We start from the raw sequence: 17325 nt of genomic DNA, 5'->3' as shown, positions 1-17325 counted from the left end.
TGAAAGCGGTTCTTCGGAACGCGCCCTTCTTGGAACTTGCTATGGCTGGAGGCGCTGCATCAGTCGCGTGAACATCAGCAGGCCTTCGGGCCAGGGGCCATGGCCGGACGCGACATTGATGTGCCCGGCCTCGCCTGCCTGATGGAAATCCGAACCCCAGCAGGTGGCGAATTCCACGGCGCGATCGATCGACACATAGGGGTCGTTGCTCGACGCGACGAGCAGGGACGGGAAGGGCAGCGGGTCGCGCGGAATCGGGCGGAAAGCATGCGTTTCCTCCGGCGCTTCCGGGCTGAGCTCCACGTCGGTCGGTGCGACGAGGAAGGCGCCGCGGACGTTTGCCGGCAGCATCGGGGCTGCATGGGCCACCGCCGCCACGGCGAGCGAATGGGCCACGAGGACCACCGGACGTGTCGTCAGCCGGCATGCCTGATCTATGGTCGCGACCCAATCATCCAGATCCGGTTCAAACCAGTCGGCCTGCTCGACAATCGCGGCGGACGACATGCGTTCGGCCCAGCGCAACTGCCAGTGTCCGGGCTTGCAACCGCCAAGCCCGGGCAGGATCAGGATGTCGCATTCGGAAAGCTTCATGCCCCAAAGACCCGCTTGAAGATCGTGTCGACGTGCTTGAGGTGGTAGCCGTCATCGAACATGGCGTCGATTTGTGCATCGCTCAGAGTCACTTCGGGGTCGGCCTTGAGGTTCTGGGCAAACAGGCCGGCGCGATCGCCGCGATGCTCCCAGACCTTCATGGCGTTCCGCTGCACGGCTGCATAGCTGTCCTCGCGGCTGTAACCGGCCTGGGTCAGGGCGAGCAGGACGCGCTGGCTGTTGTGCAGGCCGCCGAGCAGGTCAAGATTGCGGCGCATGTTCTCAGGATAGACCACCAGCTTGTCGATTACGCCGGTGAGGCGGGCCAGCGCGAAGTCGAGGGTAACCGTGGCGTCGGGGCCGATCATGCGCTCGACCGAGGAGTGCGAGATGTCGCGCTCGTGCCAGAGAGCGACGTTTTCCAGCGCCGGGGTCACCATGCCGCGAACCAGACGAGCAAGGCCGGTCAGGTTTTCGGTCAACACGGGGTTGCGCTTGTGCGGCATAGCCGAGCTACCCTTCTGGCCCGGGGAGAAGAACTCCTCGGCTTCAAGGACTTCGGTGCGCTGCAGGTGGCGGATTTCGACGGCGACGCGCTCGATCGAGCTGGCGACAACGCCGAGGGTGGCGAAGAACATGGCGTGACGGTCGCGCGGGATCACCTGGGTCGAGACGGGCTCGATGGCGAGACCAAGCTTCTCGGCGACATATTCCTCGACCTGCGGGTCAATGTTGGCGAAGGAGCCAATGGCGCCGGAAATGGCGGCGGTGGCGATTTCCGCACGGGCCGCAACGAGGCGGGCGCGATTGCGGCTGAACTCGGCATAGGCTTCGGCCAGCTTGACGCCAAAGGTCGTCGGCTCGGCATGAATGCCGTGGCTGCGTCCGATCGTGATGGTGTCCTTGTGCTCATAGGCGCGGCGCTTGATGGCTGCGAGCAGGGCATCGACATCGGCGATCAGGAGGTCCGCGGCGCGGGCCATCTGCACCGAGAGGGTGGTGTCCAGAATGTCGGAGCTGGTCATGCCCTGGTGCACGAAGCGGGCGTCGGGGCCGACGATTTCGCTCAGGTGGGTCAGGAAGGCGATGACGTCGTGCTTGGTGGTGCGTTCGATCTCGTCGATGCGCGCAACGTCAAAGCCATAGTCGCCGGTCGCTGCCTTGCGGGCGTTCATCACATCCCAGATGTTCTGGGCGGATTCCTTGGGGACCACGCCCAGCTCGGCGAGCTTGGTGGTGGCATGCGCCTCGATTTCGAACCAGATAGCGAACCGGGTCTCGGCCGACCAGATGGAGACCATTTCGGGGCGAGAGTAACGCGGAATCATGGGCTTAAGCTTTCAGGTTCAGATTTCGATTCAGGCGAGGCGAGTGGTTGCGGCCTGCCTGATGGCAGAGATGCGGGGGGCATAGGTCGTGGCGTCATTGCCGCCGTAGACGGACGATCCGGCGACAAACACGTTGCAGCCGGCGTCAGCGATGGCGCGGGCATTGTCGGCGGTCACGCCGCCATCGACTTCAAGATCGATGTCGCGATTGCCGATCAGTGCCTTGGCCTGGCGCAGTTTGGTGAGCGCTTCGGGAATGAAGCTCTGGCCGCCAAAGCCGGGATTGACCGACATGATCAGCAGCAGGTCGATATCGCCGATGACGTGTTCCAGCGCGGAAACGGGGGTTGCTGGATTGAGGGCGACGCCAGCTTTCTTGCCCTCGGCCTTGATGGCCTGCAGCGTGCGATGCAGGTGCGGGCCGGCTTCGGCATGGACGGTGATGATGTCGGCGCCTGCCTTGGCGAAAGCGGTGATGTATGGATCCACCGGCGCGATCATCAGGTGCACGTCGAACGGCTTGGCCGTGGCCTTGCGCACCGATGCCATCACCAGCGGGCCGAAGCTGATATTGGGCACGAAGTGGCCGTCCATCACATCGACATGGATATAGTCCGCGCCCGCCGCATCGATCGCAGCGATTTCTTCGCCGAGACGCGAGAAATCTGCAGACAGGATCGAGGGGGCAATGCGGATGGGACGGGTGGACATGGAAAGGGCACCTCAGCCGCTACGGGGATGAGCGTGCTATAGGGCGGCGAGGGTGAGAGGGCAAGGGCGCGATGCGCTCGCGGGCCTTAGCCAAAGGGCGAGGATGGCGTTCTTCTCACCGCTAATCCTTTCTGTTCATGGCAGGGGGCTGGACACGGTTCGGATGCCGAAACACAGTGCGCCCGCGCAGCTACCGCCAAGCTGAAGGGTCCTTGAGATGACCGAAGGCAAACCGCGTATTCTCGTTCTTGGAGCCGGCTTCGGCGGGCTGGAATTGACCACACTCCTTTCGGAAGCCTTGGGCGACAGCATCGATGTGACGCTGATCGACAAGTCCGACGCCTTCGTCTTCGGCTTCTCCAAACTCGACATCATGTTCGGCCATCAGCCACTAGATGCAGTGCGCATGCCCTATGCCGCCTATGCCAAGCCAGGCGTGACCCTGCTGAAGCGCAGCATTGCCGCCATCGATCCTGTGGCGCGGAGCGTTACCACCGATGATGGCGTGTTTGATGCTGACTACCTGATCGTGGCGCTGGGTGCGGAATATGACTTCGATGCCACGCCCGGATTGGCGGGCAGCAACGAGTTCTATTCCCTGCGCGGTGCCGAGCAACTGCAGGCCATTCTGCCCGAATTCACCGGTGGACACGCGATCGTCGGCGTTTGCGGCGCACCATACAAATGTCCGCCGGCGCCCAGCGAATGCGCATTGATGCTGCACGACTATCTGGCCAAGCGCGGCATTCGCGAGAAGTGCCAGATATCTCTGGTGCTGCCGCTGGGTAGTCCGGTGCCACCCTCGCCGGAAACCTCTGCGGCCCTGATCGAGGCCTTTGCCGAGCGGGATATCGAGTTCATCCCGGGTCATCGCATCGCGTCGGTGGATAATGACCGCAAGGTGGCCACCCTCGACGACGACCGCGAAATGGCGTTCGATCTGTTTCTTGGGGTGCCCAAGCATCGCGTGCCGCCGGTCGTGCTCGATAGCGGGCTGGCCGAGGACGGCTGGATTCCGGTCAATCCGCGAACGCTCGAAACCCGGTTCGACAATGTCTATGCGGTAGGCGACGGCGCGGCGACCGGCACCCCCAAGGCCGGTGTTTTCGCAGAAGGCGCGGCCAAGGCAGTGGCAAGCGCGCTCATCGCCAAGATCCGCCAGTCCGGCGACGTGGTGCTCTATGACGGATTTGGCACCTGCTACATCGAGTTTGGCGCCGGCCGTATCGGCAAGGTCGAGGTGGATTTCTTCTCGGGGCCAAAGCCGACCGGCAGCTATTTTGCCCCCTCGACCGACCTGCGCCGCGACAAGGACATCTTCGGCGCGACCCGGCGCAAGCGGTGGTTCGGGCTATAGGCGCCTACACTTGTCGTTTGCCCCGACTCGGTCATAACCTCGTCGCAGGCTTGGCCCGCGCCTCCTCCCTCCAATCGGGAAGTATCTTCATACGGGGTTTCGAAAACCATCGAACCATCTGTTCGAGCGTTCGCGTAAGGAGGGATCGCGTCTCGGCTCGGAATGGAGGTTTTGATGAAGCTCTCTGCCCCAGTCTATCAGTTGAAACGTCGCGCCAAGATATTGGCGCGAAACGCGAAAATCCCGCTGCATCAAGCTTTTAATCAAGTGGCGAGCGAGGAAGGTTATGCGGGCTGGAGCCTGCTGGCCGCCAGGCTTTCCGAGCGTAGCCCTTCCCAGGCGATGCTTGATCGCCTTGAGCACGGTGACTTGCTGCTGCTTGGCTCCCGCCCCGGACAGGGCAAGACCTTGCTCGGACTGCAGCTTCTGCTTGATGCCGCCAGAACGGGACGAAGGGCCGCGTTCTTCACGCTCGAAAATAGCGAGCCGGAAGCCCGGCAGCGCATACAGGCATTGGACCCCGATAGCGGCGTCGGTGACAGGCTGGAGGTGGTGACTTCCGACGATATCAGCGCCGACTACATCATCGGTCATCTGACCGGAGCCGGGCCGGGCAGCGTCGCGATCATCGACTATCTTCAGATTCTCGATCAGCAGCGCAGCAAGCCGGCTCTGGCCGACCAGTTGCAGGCGCTGCGGGCATTCGCCCGTCGGAGCGGCGTGATGCTCGGGTTCATTTCCCAGATCGATCGGTCATTCGACCCGAGCAGCAAGCTGTTGCCTGACATCGCCGACATCCGGCTGCCCAACAGGATCGATCTGACAATCTTCTCCAGGGCCTGCTTCCTGCATAATGGCGAGGTGCGCCTGCAGCGGGTGGCCTGACCGGCTCTCGCCGCGATGCCAGTTTTGCATCGCGGCGAGAGGCCCTGTGGTTAGTTTGCAGCGGTGGCGATGGCTTCGGTTACGGCCAGTTCGGCCAGAGCGAGGGCGGCTTCGCGGGTCTTGGCGGCGGCGATGAAGCGGCCGTTATGGCAGAAGCTGGCGCCCGGAACGCCGCTGGCGGTTTCGAGGTCCTGATTGGTGAGGCCGGCCCAGGCGGCGGGCAGGTCGGCGCGCAGTTCAAAGCCTTCGTCCTCGCGGCGAATGCCGGTGAGGCACCAGTCCTTGTCGCGCGGATGCACGACAAACAGCAGGTGCTCGGCGCCAGCCTTGATGATGGCGGGGCGGAAGGGCATGCCCATCGGCAGTTCGAGAATGCGGCCTTCGCCGGCGGTTTCAATGGCCTGATGCACCATCGCTTCGGCGCGCAGCTTTGCATTGCTGCGGGCAATTCGCGCTTCGACGAAGGTGCGGGCAATGGCCATCGCGGCATGGAAGCCGCGGTTTTCAGCCTCTGGATCGGTTTCGTCGAAAACCGGCTTCAGCGTTTCGAGCAGGGCGGGAAGGGACAGGCCGCCCAGCGGGCCCGACGGGCTCAGCGCGCCGTTGTCCACCAGGTCGACCGGAAGCACGAAGCTGTTGTCGAACGAGGCGTGCACGATCTCGATGTGAGCTTCCGGCACATTGAGGGCGGCGAGGTAGTCGCGGCCATAGTGCTTCCAGATCAGGCCGAACGAGCTGTAGGGCTGGCCGTCTTCGCGCAAAGGCGCGCCACGCTGGTGGTGATCGAAAATCCGGGTATCGGCATCGTAGGCGCCGCCGACGTCGTAGACGATACGGTCGGCACCGGGCGTGATCCATTCCGGTGCGCGGCTACGCACGATGCGGGCTTCGGGGAACAGGTGGGTCAGAATGACGCTCGAAAGCAGTTCGTCGGCATGGAAGCCACCGGAATGGGTGACGAGGAATTCTGGAGTCATGCCGGGATGCGCCTTGTTGTTCGTGGGTCGTCGCTGAGGGGAGGGCTCCAGATAGCCATTGGGGCCAGGTAGCTCAACCCGTCATTTGCGCAAGGGGGGCATCGACCGAGTGCCTCACAAACCCGCGATGCGGCGGTCCGGCTCATTGCTTTGTTTCCCTGTCACGCTAAACAGGTGCCCAAACTAGGAGCGTCGGTCTTGGAATTCTCTCTGCCATTGGTGTTCGGAGCTGGGGTGTTGAGCTTTCTCTCACCCTGCGTGCTGCCACTCGTGCCGCCTTATCTCACCTATATGAGCGGTGCCAGCTTCGATCAGCTACGGGCAGAGGGCACCAGTGCGGGAACGCTGCAGCGGCGCGTCGCTTTCACGTCGATCTTCTTCATCCTGGGCTTTTCCGTGGTGTTCATCACCCTGGGGGCAACCGCGACCGCGTTCGGGCAGGCGTTCCGCCAGGCACTGCCGATCCTGACGCCGGTGGCTGGGCTCATGATCATCGCCATGGGTCTGCATTTCCTCGGCGTTTATCGCATCGGCCTGCTGGACCGGCAGGTGCGGCATCAGGGGCCGGGCATGGCCAGCGGACCGGTGGGCGGTTTCCTGCTCGGGTTGGCTTTCGCCATCGGCTGGACCCCGTGCATCGGGCCGGTGCTGGCGGCGGTACTGTCTGTAGCCGCGAGCAAGAATACCGCGATGGACGGAGCCATGCTGCTTGGCCTCTATTCATTGGGGCTGGGCGTGCCGTTCTTCCTTGCCGGTATTGCAGTGGGGCCGTTCCTGGCGTTCTTCCAGGGGTTCAAGAAGCACTTGCACACTGTTGAGCGTGTGATGGGTGGGCTGCTGGTGGTAACGGGCGTGTTGTTTCTCACCGGCAATTTCACGCGTCTGTCCTACTGGTTCCTCGAGACTTTCCCGGTGCTTGCCAACTTCGGTTGATCGGTAAGGACGGCTTAACCCTGCTGCAGAAAATGGCGCAATCAGCTCTTTGCGCGCCAAATGTTGAACTTGGATTTACTCGCATTCTGCACACTGCGCGTCTTGTGGGGGAACGCCATGCAGGCCAACGAGAGCACAGTCGCGCCACGCGCGCTTATCGCTGACAGCGCGCCCGTTCCCCTGTCCGGACGGCAGACCGGCGAGATTACGTCATTTGCTACCGACGATCTCTGCTCAGTCGAGGCCGTGTGGCGCCGTCTGCAGGCCGGGGGCATAGAATCTCCCGGACAGAGCTTTGATTTCATTCGCCAATGGGTCGAGCATCGCCAGGTTCCACGCGAGCACCAGTGCTATCTGGTTGGTCTGGTTGATGGCGAGCCGGTCGCGCTGATTGCGTTGCATCGCAAGCGCGTGCGGGGCGTGCCGGTGCTCACCTGGTTCCCCGGGGCCAATGTTGGCTGCTACGCGCCGGTTTCCAATTACGGCAGGCTTGCTGCGCTGGGGCCGAAGGGCAGAGAATTGCTGTGGCAGACCATGTTCAGTCACGCCTCGGGCGCGGACGTGGTCTATCTGCGATCCATCCCCGTGGAGGTCGGTGGCCATCATGGCCTGTTCGACGAGCTGGGCAGCACGCTCGCCGTCGAGACCGTATACCGCTCGCAATTCAACACGTGGGAAGAGTGCGACCGCCTGCAACGCTCCAAGTCGCGCCGCAAACACGATCGCCAGCAAGGCGACCGCCTGGCGGCGATGGGCGAGGTGAGTTTTGAGGAATTGCGCGAAGGCGACGATATGGAAGGGGCCATCCAGACCCTGTTCCAGCAGCGGTCGGCCCGGTTCAAGGCCATGGGTGTCCGGGACTTTTTCGTCTGGGAACGTCTGGTGGGGTTCTACCAAAATCTCGCCACGCCGGGTTCAGGCGCCGACGTGCGCCTGCATGTCCTTCGCCTCGAAGGCAAGATTGTCGCCGTGCGCTACAACGTCGTCCACAATGACCGCATGTTCTGCCTGATTTCGTCGATGAGCGACGATCCGGCCATCCAGAATGGCTCGCCGGGCAAGCAGTGCCTGATGCGCGTCATGCAGACGGTGTTCGATCAGGGCATTCGCGTATTCGACATGGGCAGCGGGTTCACTGATGAAAAGCGCCACTGGTGCAATGTCCAGACGCCGCTGCGCCAGCACTATATCGGTCTTAGCCCGAGGGGCGCGCTGATCGTTCAGGCCCACCAGACCTTCCAGAAGACGCGGGCGGCCATCAAGGCCAACCGTCAGCTGAAGGCCCTGGCGCGCGGGATGCGGTCGCTGCTGGACCGCGCCACCTCCCGCCGTACCGAGCCGTGCGGCGACAAGTCAGAGTAGTTTCAGGCCGCGCAGCGAGGCGTGGCCGGATTTTCCGATAATGATGTGATCGTGCAGCGTGATGCCAAGCGGCTTGGCGACGTCTGCAATTTCCTTGGTCATGCGCACGTCGGCCGAGGAGGGCGCAGGGTCGCCCGATGGGTGGTTGTGCACCAGGATGAGCGCGGTCGCCGACAGCTCCAGGGTGCGCTTGATCACCTCGCGCGGATAGACCGGGGTGTGGTCCACGGTGCCTGTCTGCTGCACTTCGTCGGCGATAAGCCGGTTCTTCTTGTCGAGGAAGAGAATGCGGAACTGCTCGATCGACTCGAAAGCCATCTGGCTGCGGCAATAGTCGATCAGCTGGCTCCACGAACTCAGGATCGGCTGCTCGTGATCGATGCGATCGCGGCCAAAGCGGGCGGCGACCGCCTGGATGACCTTGATATGGGCGATACTGGTGTCGCCAAGCCCCTTGATGGTCGATAGCCGCGCCTCGCTGGCATTGAAGACGGCCGAGAATGAGCCGAATTCGCGCAGCAGCGTCTTGGCCAGCGCCTTGGTGTCCTTGCGGGGAATCACCAGTTGCAGCGCCAGCTCGAGCAGCTCGTAATCTTCCAGCGCATCGCCGCCGACTTTCAGAAAGCGCTCGCGCACCCGCTGGCGGTGGCCGGCATGTGGATCATCCGCCGTGACCGGCGCTGTCATGGCTTCAGCCAATTCATTACGCCGGTCGGCCATCACGCTGCCCGTGCGGCCATGGGGTTGAACAGGCCGCCGGGGGAGAGCGTGAAGATCTCGTGCCCGGTTTCGGTGATGCCAATCGAGTGTTCGCACTGAGCGGTAAGGGTGCGGTCGCGCGTTACAGCGGTCCAGCCATCCGAGAGGATTTTCACATGCGGCCGGCCCAGATTGATCATCGGCTCAATGGTGAAGATCATGCCGGGCTTGAGCGGCACACCCGTCCCGGCGACGCCGAAGTGCAGGATATTGGGCTCGTCGTGGAACAGCTTGCCCAGCCCATGGCCTACGAAATCGCGGACGACGCTCATCCGCTCGCCCTCGGCGACGGCCTGGATGGCGGCACCGATATCGCCGGTGGTGTTGCCGGGCTTGGCGGCGGCGAGGCCTGCCTCGAGGCTTGCATAGGTGACTTCGATCAGGCGCTCGGCCTTGCGGGAGATTTCGCCCACCGGATACATGCGGCTGGAATCGCCGTGCCAGCCGTCGACGATCAGCGTCAGGTCGATATTGACGATATCGCCATCGCGCAGCGGACGCTCATCGGGAATGCCGTGGCACACCACGTGGTTGATCGATGTGCACAGCGAGTGCCGGTAGCCCTTGTAGAAAATGGTGGCAGGCACCGCGCCATTGTCGCGCGCAAACTCGTAGGCCACCCGGTCGATCGTCGAGGTGGGCACGCCAGCTTCGACATATTCGGTCAGGATATCGAGCGCCAGCGCCGTCAGTGCGCCGGCCTTGCGCATGCCCTCGAAGCCCTCGCTGCCATGCAGCGGGATGACGCCGGGAGTGCGGCGGGCTTTTGCGGGGGCTTCAACAAATGTGGTCATGCGGGACTCCAGACAATTCGCTCCAAATTAGCCGCTCGGTCGGGCGATTGGAAGGGTTGCACGATTGCTTGACGACGATATCGCGCAGGGGCATTGCTGGCAGCAACGATGCCACGGAACCCAAACATGTCTGCAGACACCATCACCGCCGGACTGCTGGTTATTGGCGACGAGATCCTCTCGGGCCGCACCAAGGACGTCAATATCGGCGCTACCGCCGAATTCTGTACTGATCTGGGTATTGAGCTCAGGGAAGTCAGGGTGGTCAGCGATGAAACCGATGACATTGTCGACGCCGTCAACGCCCTGCGGGCCCGCTACACCTATGTGTTCACCACCGGCGGTATCGGGCCGACCCACGACGACATCACTGCCGACGCGGTTGCAAAGGCGTTTGGCGTGGCTTTGCCGATCAATGCCGAGGCCCGTGCCATGCTGGAAGCGCGCTGGAAGCAGACCGGCACCGAAGTCAACGAGGCCCGGCTGCGCATGGCGCGCATTCCCGAAGGGGCGGACCTCATCGTCAATTCGGTGAGCGCGGCGCCGGGCTTCCGCATTGGCAATGTGCATGTGATGGCGGGCGTTCCGATCATCATGCGGGCGATGCTGGAAGCGATCCTGCCTACCCTTCAGACCGGCAAGAAGGTGCTGTCAGTCACCATCAAGGCTTCGGTAGGCGAGGGGACAATTGGCGGTCCGCTCGGCGAGTTGCAGGCCGAGTTTCCAGACGTGAAGATGGGCAGCTATCCCCAGATGGGCAATGACCGTGTTGCGACCGAATTGGTGCTGCGTTCCTCCGACCCGGTCCGGCTGGAAGAAGCCGCCGCCAAGGTGCGGGCCATGGTCACCGAGGCCCATCGCAGGGCCGGCGTGGCCATGCCTGACGAGGTCTACTAGGCGAATGTGACGGTCGCCGTCGCTAGCTGGGCATAATTTCAGGCAGAGATTGGCGGAGACGCCGGGTTTTGCTAAGGACGGTGCCTTCAATTCACCCCGTCGCGGGTCAGCGCCGGTGCAGGAGACTAAACTTGAGCAATTCCAACCAGAAGTCGTTTCCCGTCACCTGGGACCAGTTTCACCGCGATAGCCGGGCTCTCGCTTGGCGGCTGACCGAGCTTGGCCCGTTTGATGCGGTGGTGGCGATCACCCGCGGCGGTCTCGTTCCTGCCGCCATCGTGGCGCGCGAACTCAACATCCGCAATGTCGAGACCATTGCCGTCAAGAGCTACGACCACCAGAACAAGGGCGGCCTGCAGGTTCTCAAGGGGATCAACGAGTCGATCCTGGAACTCAACCGCACCGGCAAGAAAGTCCTGATCGTCGACGACCTCGTTGACACCGGCTCGACCGCGCGCCTGGTCCGCGACCTTCTCCCCGGCGCCCATTTCGCCACCGTCTACGCCAAGCCCAAGGGCCGCGAGATGGTCGATACCTTCATCACCGAAGTGAGCCAGGACACCTGGATCTTCTTCCCCTGGGATCTCGACGTGGCCTACGTCGCGCCGATCTCCGGCGGCACGGACTGACTTATCCCCGGGTTCGTGCATGATGCGACCATGGCTTCGAACAATGTTTGGAGCCATGGATGGGCCTGCTATCACCAGAACTCGAAGAAAAACGATTGCGCCTTGCGCGCATGGCCCAGCGACGGGCGTTTGATTGTTACCTCCGTTTTGGTCAAGTGCCCTTGGCGCTGGAGCGTCTCGCGGAAGCGACGAAGAGCGAGGCGCAGTTTCTTGAGTTCGGCTCGACGCTGTTTGGGAAGTCTCTCAGGGAAGGGCGCCCAACCACCCATTATGTATGGCGGACCGCTAGGGACGATCGGGTTCGCAGCACTCATGCCGCGTTAAGTGGCAAGATATTCTCCTGGTCTGACGGCCCCGCTCATGGGCATCCCGGAAGCGAACCGAATTGTCGCTGCTGGGCGGAGCCGTACTATGGGCATCCAAATGTGCCCGACTGGTTGCTGGAAATGGCGCGCAGTAGGCGATCCGACGCGACAGGCGCTGCCTGGAGCGTGATCGAGTCGGCAACGCGACCAGATGGCAGCATTGCCGAATCCACCGTTATATTGCGAGACGGAACACGCATTCATTCGGCACTTGCGGGGACGTCGCTGACCCACACCATTCTGTTGTCCGACGGCAGCAGGGTGGTGCTCGACAAGCTCGACAGCGTCAGGCGTGTCTTTGTTGGGGAACAATCCTCGCCGCAGCTGGAAATGACCTTCTCCGCATCAGGACCGCAGCTTTCGGCGCCCCGAATTCGAGTTGCCCAGGGCGGCGTACTCCGTCTATTGGTGCCACCAATTCCCGCCACCGGGCAAAGACGTCCCGCGCCGTCCCCGGTCCCAGACGAGTTGGTTGGTCGTACGTTGCTGGCCACCACCCCGGCGGCCACGGCAATCCTTGGGGCGCTCAGGCTGTTTAGCGCTGTCACCGCAGAGCGACCTGCTTTCGGGGTCGGCACTACCGATGTGCCCGTATTGGCATTTCGGGCGTGGAGCAACAGCGCCGACCAAGGCGCGGTGTCAGTTGAGGCTTTGACGCCCGAGCAGGTGAGCCAATGGTGTAAGCGGCTGCCCGAAGTGCAAGAGTTGACCAACGCCGCCGCTGCCGATCTGCTGCCACTACGGGAGTCACTCGGGCCATCGCTATGGGGAACAGCTGTGCACGCCCGCCTGCATAGCGCCATTCAGGGGCTTAGGCTCCGCTTTCCTATTGCCTATCACAACGTCTACCCCGAACTCTCCATTGATGCGGGAGAGGCGGATGGCAGGACCTCAAGCGGCCCAAGGTATGGGCAGCCTGGGAGCACTCGCCTTGACATACTTGAAGATGTCGGTCCCGAGTTGATATGCGTTTATGACATCAAGACCGGAAGTTCTGGGCTGACTCCCTCCCGGGTTCGCGTCATCGCGGACAGAGTTAGTTCCCGATACCCTGGAGCCAGCTTCTACATTTTGGAAGTGCGACCGTTCGAATGAGCACTGAAGCCCAAGTTGCGAAGTTGGTTCAACCGTTCTTGGATCGTCATCCGGAGTTTGTCCGAATAGGGCGCAGCTTGGTCCTACGACCAATGGGGCATATCCGGTCGGGGTTCGACATCCAGCGATCCTCAACGAAGGGCTATGTACGTCCTTCGTGGGGCGCTGGTATCAATTTTGGACCTCCGCCAAGGTTTGGTGGAGGGCTAGGCAATATGATCGATCGGGCCGCCGGCGAAGTCGATGAGCCAGGCATAGTAGCGCGATTGCTGGAGCAGCTTGAGTTGGCCAACACCTCAGTCCTGCAGCGTTTCACGTCGCTGGATGCCTTTATGGACTTGGAGTATGAGTTCGAACCCAACTTTGGGATCATGCGAATAACCAAGGTCCTGCTGCTGGCGGCGCTTGGGAGGTTACCCGAGGCAGATACGCTGTTGGCGGCCGACATCGACTATCGCGACAAGCACGCTGCTGCGTACGCGCCGCTTTACGCAAAGCTCCGTCCGGGGAGTAAGGCTTGGAAGAGACGGCAGGACGACTTAGCGTCCACATCGGCCTTTATGGGGCACCTCAGGCAGCTGCATGGTTTGATCGCCCGACGTGACCGAGTGGGGTTGGCGGCCCTGCTACATAACTGGGAAGCGCAGGGCGCCGTCGCCAGAAAGTTCGAGCCCTACTGGGCGCCAACGCCATTTCCGCTGGAGCTAGGGGTCGGCGGTTGAGCCGATGGTGCGGGCGGCGGGTATCGAACCCGCACGGCTATCGCCGAGGGATTTTAAGTCCCTTGTGTCTACCATTCCACCACGCCCGCTTGGCTCGGTGGACCGTGTTTGTCACAAGGCGGGTGACAAGACAATTGCGGGAAACGATTCTTCCAAGGAGGACCCATGATCGAACGGATCGAAACCGGTATCGCCCCATCGTCGGCGCCCATCAGTGATGCGGTCCGGGCGGGCAAGCATGTCTGGCTGGTCGCGATCGCGGAAGATCCGGTGACCGGGGACATCGTTGAAGGCGGGATCGAGGAGCAGGCGCGCCGCTGCATCGAAAACCTGCAGATCGGCGTCAAGGCGGCCGGGGGCACGCTTGCCAATCTGGTGATGGTGCAGATTTTCCTGACCGACAGCGCCGATGCCGCCGGGATGAATAAGGTTTACCGCGAATATTTCACCCAGCAGCCGTACCCTGTCCGAGCCACGGTCGTGGTCAAGGAGTTGCTGGCCAAAGGCCTGCGCATCGAAATCACGGCAACGGCGGTGCTGGACTGATGCTGCTCAAACGCGAACTGCTGGAAGAGATCAAGGCCGGCAAGATCGACCTGATTTTCCGGCGCTGGAACCGCCCCACGGTCAAGGCCGGTGGCACGCTCAAAACCAAGGTCGGGCTGCTGTCGATTCTGGCGGTCGACGATATGTCGCCCGATGACGTCACCGATGCCGAGGCGCAGCGCGCCGGGTTTGCCGATGTCGCTGATTTCCGCCGCTGGCTCGATACGATGAAGCAGGGCGAGCTGTTCCAGCGCATTGAAGTGGCCTATCTGGGCGAAGCCTGACCGCTAAAACGGATCGGGCGCCACAAAGGTCATGAACTCACCCGTCGTCGGGTGGGTCAGGCCCAGTTCGGCCGCGTGCAGTTGCAGGCGGTCCGCGGCGGCGAAGGTCTGCGCATCGGCATAAAACGCATCGCCCAGAATCACATGGCCGATTGCCTTCATGTGAACCCGCAACTGATGCGTACGTCCGGTGAGGGGGTGCAGGCGAACGCGGGTGGCATTGGCCTCGCGCTCGATCACGCTCCATTCGGTCCGCGCGTGTCGGCCATGTTCGTGGTCGACGCGCTGGCGCGGCTTGTTTTCCCAGTCGGTTGCCAGCGGAAGGTCCACGAGCCCTGAATCGGCCTCGATGATCCCGGAAACGCGGGCGACATAGGACTTGGTGGTCTTACGGTGTTCGAACTGGCTGCCGATATTGCCATGTGCGCGCTTGTTGAGGGCCAGCACCAGGACACCCGACGTATCCTTGTCGAGACGGTGGCACATGCCGGCCGTTGGCCAGGTCTGGCGGGCGCGATACTCGATGCAATCCCAGAGCGAGGGATCCTTGCCCGGCACGCTGAGCAGGCCGCTCTGCTTGTCGACCACCAGGATGTCGTCATCGACATGGAGGACATTCAGATAGGGGTCGAGCGAGGGGAAATAGTCGAGAAGTGTGGGCATTGGTCCGGGCATGACGCCCTGTAGCAGAGCGCGGACCATTTCACCAATACCGGTCGCGTGACTGTCTTGTGAAGGAACGCCTGCCGCTCTTGCCCGTTAAGCCGGTGAGACTAACGACAGGAAACTCCGATGCATAAAGATCAGATCGAAGGCGCAGGCAAGCAGGTCAAGGGTGCGGTCAAGGACGCGGTTGGCGGCCTGACCGGCAACGAAAAGCTGCAGGCTGAAGGCAAGCTCGACAAGGCCGCTGGCAAGGTTCAGCAGAAGGTTGGCGAAGCCAAAGACGCCGTTCGCGACGCGCTCAAGCGCTAGCCGAAGCGCGGTACAGAAATTGAAGGCCGCTCGTCAGGGCGGCCTTTTTTGCATTCAATCGAAGCGATAGTGCAGCCGGGCCGCCTGGGTGCCGAAAGAAGTGGCAGAAATCAGCTTGGGAGATGCCCGCAATCCGGTGGACGGGAAAAGCGGTATGCCGCCGCCGATAATCTCGGAGATGACGTAGATTTCGATCTCATCCAGCGCGCCGCGTTCCATGAAGGCCATCTGCAGCTTGCCTCCACCGACCATCCACACATCGCCATCGTCCAAGGCCCGCAATTCGGCGATGAGGGCGTCGACGTCGCTGCGCGTTTCCAGCGGGCCTTTTGGGTCTTCGATGGGGCGCGAGGTGACGACGATGACGCGTTTGTTGTTGTATTCCCAAGGATATGGGCTGCGCTCGACCCAGTCATAAGTGGCGCGCCCCATGACCACGGTTGAAACGCGGGCGATGAAATTGTGATAGTCGTGTTCACCGAGATTGAGGTCGGGTTGTTGGGTCAGCCAATCCAGATTCTCGTCGGCGGTTGCGACAAAGCCATCAAGGCTGGTGGCGATATAGCCAACGATACGGGCCATGCGAATGTTCTCCATCTGAAACTGTCGGTGCTAGAATGATGGTGCTGTCGTGACAGAGGCTGTCAGCATCGTCTTGCAGCATGCTGACAAAGTTCTGGTGGAATGCCGCATGGAAACAATGATCTTCGAGACGGCCCTGGGCAAGTTCGGCATCGGGTGGACCGAAGCTGGTATCGCCCGCGTGCAACTGCCGGGGCTTGAGACCGATGGGTTGGCCGAGCGGATCAACCGTGATGGCGCGCGGCCGGGCGAGCCGACGCGGGCCATTGAGGCCGTGATCAACCTGATCGAGGACTATGCCGATGGCGAGGCGGTCGACTTCTCAGGGGTGAAGCTGGATTTGACCGGGGTCAGCGACTTCAACCGGCGGGCCTATGCGCTGCTGATCACGATCGGCTGGGGCGAAACCTCCACTTATGGCGCCTTGGCCCGGCAACTGGGCGATGTGAACCTGTCGCGCGCCGTGGGCGCGGCCATGGGCGCCAATCCCATACCGCTGATCATTCCCTGCCACCGCGTGCTGGCCAGCGATGGCAAGCCGGGCGGCTTTTCGGCGCCGGGTGGAGCGGATTCCAAACTGCGCATGCTGGCTCTGGAAGGCGTCTCGATCGGCACGCCACCCGGGCAGATGACGTTTGGATTCTGACCATGTCTTTCAGCTTTGTCCGGCGAACGGGTGTCGGGTCGCAGGCGCGGCGCCTTGCCATGGAGCAGGTGCGGGCCGCGCTTGAGGAATGCCGGGCAGACGCCGATTTCGACAAGACGATCCACGGCCTGCGCCGTCGCTGCAAGAAGTTGCGCGGGCTGCTGCGCCTCGTCGATCTCAAGAAGGCGGATTTCGAGGCGGAAAACCGGGCGGTGCGCGATGCTGCTGACGGGCTGGCGGGCCTCCGTGACGCGGCAGTAATGGTCGAGAGCTTCAATGCTCTTGTTGCGCACGATGGTAGTCGTGAAGGGGGGCCGCAGCTCGATCCGGCGCTGATAGAGGAGGTTACCGGCACACTCGGACGGCGTGTCCACGCCATTGGTGCCGCTGAACGCCGGCGGCTGCTTGCGGATTTCGCTGCGACGCTTGCGCCTCTCTCTGAACGGGCGAAGGGGTGGCAGATCGCAGGGCACGGCTTTGCCAGCGTTGGGGCGGGGATCGAACGAACCTATCGCCGAATGCGCGAGGCCATGGAGCATGCTCGTGACACGTCGAGCGCCGAAGCGCTGCATGACTGGCGCAAGCAGACCAAGTATCATTGGCACCATATAAGCCTGCTGCGCCGGGCGGCGCCCGACGTGCTGGGCAGTCGCCGGAACCTGCTGGACCAGCTTGGCGAGTTGCTGGGCGATCATCACAACCTGCATGTGCTACAGGCGGTTGTGGGCCCTTCGCATGCTCCCCTGGACGAGGCTATTGCAGAACGGCAAGCCGAGTTGGCGGCGCGGGCGTTCGAGCTAGGGCGGCAGCTGACCGTAGAGAAGCCGGATGTATTGCGTCGGCGGTTCGAACATTTTTGGCAGTTGATGCCGGATCGGGAATAG

General features: G+C 62.5%; 21 protein-coding genes and 1 tRNA gene. 13 read left to right on the top strand and 9 right to left on the bottom strand.

Annotated elements, in window-relative coordinates; translation table 11 throughout:
* Nucleotides 1–39 precede the first annotated feature (39 nt).
* The 3 genes from ACZ5WT_RS18140 to rpe are packed head-to-tail and all read right to left on the bottom strand — an operon-like array spanning nt 40 to nt 2633.
* Nucleotides 40–594, bottom strand: coding sequence for an RBBP9/YdeN family alpha/beta hydrolase (locus ACZ5WT_RS18140; protein WP_464285154.1), 555 nt, complete (start codon nt 592–594; stop codon nt 40–42).
* Nucleotides 591–1922 carry an adenylosuccinate lyase gene (purB, locus tag ACZ5WT_RS18135; protein WP_464285153.1) on the bottom strand — a complete coding sequence of 444 codons (1332 nt, stop codon included), beginning with the start codon at nt 1920–1922 and terminating at the stop codon, nt 591–593. The genes ACZ5WT_RS18140 and purB overlap by 4 nt, the downstream gene beginning before the upstream one ends.
* A 30-nt stretch (nt 1923–1952) precedes the next feature.
* A complete protein-coding gene (gene rpe / locus ACZ5WT_RS18130; protein ID WP_464285152.1) occupies nt 1953–2633 on the bottom strand; it encodes a ribulose-phosphate 3-epimerase in 681 nt (226 codons plus the stop codon).
* 217 nt (nt 2634–2850) lie between these two features.
* On the opposite strand from rpe, the gene ACZ5WT_RS18125 reads away from it, so the two are divergent.
* The gene (locus tag ACZ5WT_RS18125; RefSeq protein WP_464285151.1) at nt 2851–3990 is read left to right on the top strand and encodes an NAD(P)/FAD-dependent oxidoreductase; all 1140 of its coding nucleotides are present in this window, start codon (nt 2851–2853) and stop codon (nt 3988–3990) included.
* Nucleotides 3991–4164: 174 nt separating this feature from the next.
* Entirely contained in the window at nt 4165–4875 is a 711-nt protein-coding gene (locus ACZ5WT_RS18120; protein ID WP_464285150.1) for a DNA helicase, read from the top strand.
* Nucleotides 4876–4925: 50 nt separating this feature from the next.
* Here ACZ5WT_RS18120 and ACZ5WT_RS18115 read toward each other — a convergent pair whose 3' ends face one another.
* Nucleotides 4926–5852, bottom strand: a complete 927-nt coding sequence (locus tag ACZ5WT_RS18115; protein ID WP_464285149.1) for an MYG1 family protein — start codon at nt 5850–5852, stop codon at nt 4926–4928.
* Between the two features lie 234 nt (nt 5853–6086).
* Between ACZ5WT_RS18115 and ACZ5WT_RS18110 the strand changes: the two genes are divergently transcribed.
* Both ACZ5WT_RS18110 and ACZ5WT_RS18105 read left to right on the top strand, forming a co-directional pair.
* Entirely contained in the window at nt 6087–6785 is a 699-nt protein-coding gene (locus ACZ5WT_RS18110; RefSeq protein WP_464287244.1) for a cytochrome c biogenesis CcdA family protein, read from the top strand.
* A gap of 117 nt (nt 6786–6902) precedes the next feature.
* Entirely contained in the window at nt 6903–8147 is a 1245-nt protein-coding gene (locus tag ACZ5WT_RS18105; protein WP_464285148.1) for a GNAT family N-acetyltransferase, read from the top strand.
* On the opposite strand, the gene radC is transcribed toward ACZ5WT_RS18105, so the two are convergent.
* Nucleotides 8139–8867 (bottom strand): RadC family protein, encoded by a 729-nt coding sequence (gene radC, locus ACZ5WT_RS18100; protein WP_464285147.1) that lies wholly within the window; start codon nt 8865–8867, stop codon nt 8139–8141. The genes ACZ5WT_RS18105 and radC overlap by 9 nt on opposite strands.
* Nucleotides 8867–9700: a type I methionyl aminopeptidase gene (gene map / locus ACZ5WT_RS18095; RefSeq protein ID WP_464285146.1), complete on the bottom strand. Its 834-nt coding sequence runs from the start codon at nt 9698–9700 to the stop codon at nt 8867–8869. Before map ends, radC begins: the two co-directional genes overlap by 1 nt.
* A gap of 126 nt (nt 9701–9826) precedes the next feature.
* On the opposite strand from map, the gene ACZ5WT_RS18090 reads away from it, so the two are divergent.
* From ACZ5WT_RS18090 to ACZ5WT_RS18075, 4 genes are all read left to right on the top strand, one after another.
* The gene (locus ACZ5WT_RS18090; protein ID WP_464285145.1) at nt 9827–10597 is read left to right on the top strand and encodes a competence/damage-inducible protein A; all 771 of its coding nucleotides are present in this window, start codon (nt 9827–9829) and stop codon (nt 10595–10597) included.
* Between the two features lie 131 nt (nt 10598–10728).
* The gene (gpt, locus tag ACZ5WT_RS18085) at nt 10729–11226 is read left to right on the top strand and encodes a xanthine phosphoribosyltransferase (RefSeq protein ID WP_464285144.1); all 498 of its coding nucleotides are present in this window, start codon (nt 10729–10731) and stop codon (nt 11224–11226) included.
* Nucleotides 11227–11285: 59 nt separating this feature from the next.
* A complete protein-coding gene (locus ACZ5WT_RS18080; protein ID WP_464285143.1) occupies nt 11286–12686 on the top strand; it encodes a phage minor head protein in 1401 nt (466 codons plus the stop codon).
* Nucleotides 12687–12901: 215 nt separating this feature from the next.
* Nucleotides 12902–13408 (top strand): hypothetical protein, encoded by a 507-nt coding sequence (locus ACZ5WT_RS18075; protein ID WP_464285142.1) that lies wholly within the window; start codon nt 12902–12904, stop codon nt 13406–13408.
* Nucleotides 13409–13413: 5 nt separating this feature from the next.
* On the opposite strand, the gene ACZ5WT_RS18070 is transcribed toward ACZ5WT_RS18075, so the two are convergent.
* Nucleotides 13414–13497: transfer RNA gene (locus ACZ5WT_RS18070), tRNA-Leu, on the bottom strand.
* A 76-nt stretch (nt 13498–13573) separates the two neighbouring features.
* Here ACZ5WT_RS18070 and ACZ5WT_RS18065 point away from each other — a divergent pair.
* A complete protein-coding gene (locus ACZ5WT_RS18065) occupies nt 13574–13954 on the top strand; it encodes a RidA family protein (protein ID WP_464285141.1) in 381 nt (126 codons plus the stop codon).
* A complete protein-coding gene (locus tag ACZ5WT_RS18060) occupies nt 13954–14238 on the top strand; it encodes an ASCH domain-containing protein (protein ID WP_464285140.1) in 285 nt (94 codons plus the stop codon). Before ACZ5WT_RS18065 ends, ACZ5WT_RS18060 begins: the two co-directional genes overlap by 1 nt.
* A gap of 3 nt (nt 14239–14241) precedes the next feature.
* Here ACZ5WT_RS18060 and ACZ5WT_RS18055 read toward each other — a convergent pair whose 3' ends face one another.
* A complete protein-coding gene (locus ACZ5WT_RS18055) occupies nt 14242–14901 on the bottom strand; it encodes an RluA family pseudouridine synthase (RefSeq protein WP_464285139.1) in 660 nt (219 codons plus the stop codon).
* A gap of 129 nt (nt 14902–15030) precedes the next feature.
* Here ACZ5WT_RS18055 and ACZ5WT_RS18050 point away from each other — a divergent pair, with 129 nt between their 5' ends.
* Complete coding sequence (locus tag ACZ5WT_RS18050; protein WP_464285138.1) at nt 15031–15213, top strand: CsbD family protein; 183 nt, start codon at nt 15031–15033, stop codon at nt 15211–15213.
* Between the two features lie 54 nt (nt 15214–15267).
* Here the strand turns inward: ACZ5WT_RS18050 and ACZ5WT_RS18045 are convergent, their stop codons facing one another.
* The gene (locus ACZ5WT_RS18045) at nt 15268–15795 is read right to left on the bottom strand and encodes a dihydrofolate reductase family protein (RefSeq protein ID WP_464285137.1); all 528 of its coding nucleotides are present in this window, start codon (nt 15793–15795) and stop codon (nt 15268–15270) included.
* Between the two features lie 109 nt (nt 15796–15904).
* Here ACZ5WT_RS18045 and ACZ5WT_RS18040 point away from each other — a divergent pair, with 109 nt between their 5' ends.
* Both ACZ5WT_RS18040 and ACZ5WT_RS18035 read left to right on the top strand, forming a co-directional pair.
* Nucleotides 15905–16441, top strand: coding sequence for a methylated-DNA--[protein]-cysteine S-methyltransferase (locus ACZ5WT_RS18040; protein ID WP_464285136.1), 537 nt, complete (start codon nt 15905–15907; stop codon nt 16439–16441).
* A gap of 2 nt (nt 16442–16443) precedes the next feature.
* Nucleotides 16444–17325: a CHAD domain-containing protein gene (locus tag ACZ5WT_RS18035; protein ID WP_464285135.1), complete on the top strand. Its 882-nt coding sequence runs from the start codon at nt 16444–16446 to the stop codon at nt 17323–17325.

Source organism: Devosia sp. T2-14 (genome assembly GCF_055397495.1).
This window is presented reverse-complemented; position numbering and strand designations above follow the sequence as displayed.

Excerpts from the sequence above, each read along its gene's own strand:
- ACZ5WT_RS18040 (WP_464285136.1), top strand. The coding sequence starts at position 15,905 with ATGGAAACAATGATCTTCGAGACGGCCCTGGGCAAGTTCGGCATCGGG.
- ACZ5WT_RS18080 (WP_464285143.1), top strand. The coding sequence starts at position 11,286 with ATGGGCCTGCTATCACCAGAACTCGAAGAAAAACGATTGCGCCTTGCG.
- ACZ5WT_RS18075 (WP_464285142.1), top strand. The coding sequence starts at position 12,902 with ATGATCGATCGGGCCGCCGGCGAAGTCGATGAGCCAGGCATAGTAGCG.
- ACZ5WT_RS18090 (WP_464285145.1), top strand. The coding sequence starts at position 9,827 with ATGTCTGCAGACACCATCACCGCCGGACTGCTGGTTATTGGCGACGAG.
- ACZ5WT_RS18065 (WP_464285141.1), top strand. The coding sequence starts at position 13,574 with ATGATCGAACGGATCGAAACCGGTATCGCCCCATCGTCGGCGCCCATC.
- ACZ5WT_RS18045 (WP_464285137.1), bottom strand. The coding sequence starts at position 15,795 with ATGGCCCGTATCGTTGGCTATATCGCCACCAGCCTTGATGGCTTTGTC.
- ACZ5WT_RS18060 (WP_464285140.1), top strand. The coding sequence starts at position 13,954 with ATGCTGCTCAAACGCGAACTGCTGGAAGAGATCAAGGCCGGCAAGATC.
- ACZ5WT_RS18140 (WP_464285154.1), bottom strand. The coding sequence starts at position 594 with ATGAAGCTTTCCGAATGCGACATCCTGATCCTGCCCGGGCTTGGCGGT.
- ACZ5WT_RS18035 (WP_464285135.1), top strand. The coding sequence starts at position 16,444 with ATGTCTTTCAGCTTTGTCCGGCGAACGGGTGTCGGGTCGCAGGCGCGG.
- ACZ5WT_RS18055 (WP_464285139.1), bottom strand. The coding sequence starts at position 14,901 with ATGCCCACACTTCTCGACTATTTCCCCTCGCTCGACCCCTATCTGAAT.
- rpe (WP_464285152.1), bottom strand. The coding sequence starts at position 2,633 with ATGTCCACCCGTCCCATCCGCATTGCCCCCTCGATCCTGTCTGCAGAT.
- ACZ5WT_RS18105 (WP_464285148.1), top strand. The coding sequence starts at position 6,903 with ATGCAGGCCAACGAGAGCACAGTCGCGCCACGCGCGCTTATCGCTGAC.
- ACZ5WT_RS18115 (WP_464285149.1), bottom strand. The coding sequence starts at position 5,852 with ATGACTCCAGAATTCCTCGTCACCCATTCCGGTGGCTTCCATGCCGAC.
- ACZ5WT_RS18050 (WP_464285138.1), top strand. The coding sequence starts at position 15,031 with ATGCATAAAGATCAGATCGAAGGCGCAGGCAAGCAGGTCAAGGGTGCG.
- radC (WP_464285147.1), bottom strand. The coding sequence starts at position 8,867 with ATGGCCGACCGGCGTAATGAATTGGCTGAAGCCATGACAGCGCCGGTC.
- map (WP_464285146.1), bottom strand. The coding sequence starts at position 9,700 with ATGACCACATTTGTTGAAGCCCCCGCAAAAGCCCGCCGCACTCCCGGC.
- ACZ5WT_RS18120 (WP_464285150.1), top strand. The coding sequence starts at position 4,165 with ATGAAGCTCTCTGCCCCAGTCTATCAGTTGAAACGTCGCGCCAAGATA.
- ACZ5WT_RS18125 (WP_464285151.1), top strand. The coding sequence starts at position 2,851 with ATGACCGAAGGCAAACCGCGTATTCTCGTTCTTGGAGCCGGCTTCGGC.
- purB (WP_464285153.1), bottom strand. The coding sequence starts at position 1,922 with ATGATTCCGCGTTACTCTCGCCCCGAAATGGTCTCCATCTGGTCGGCC.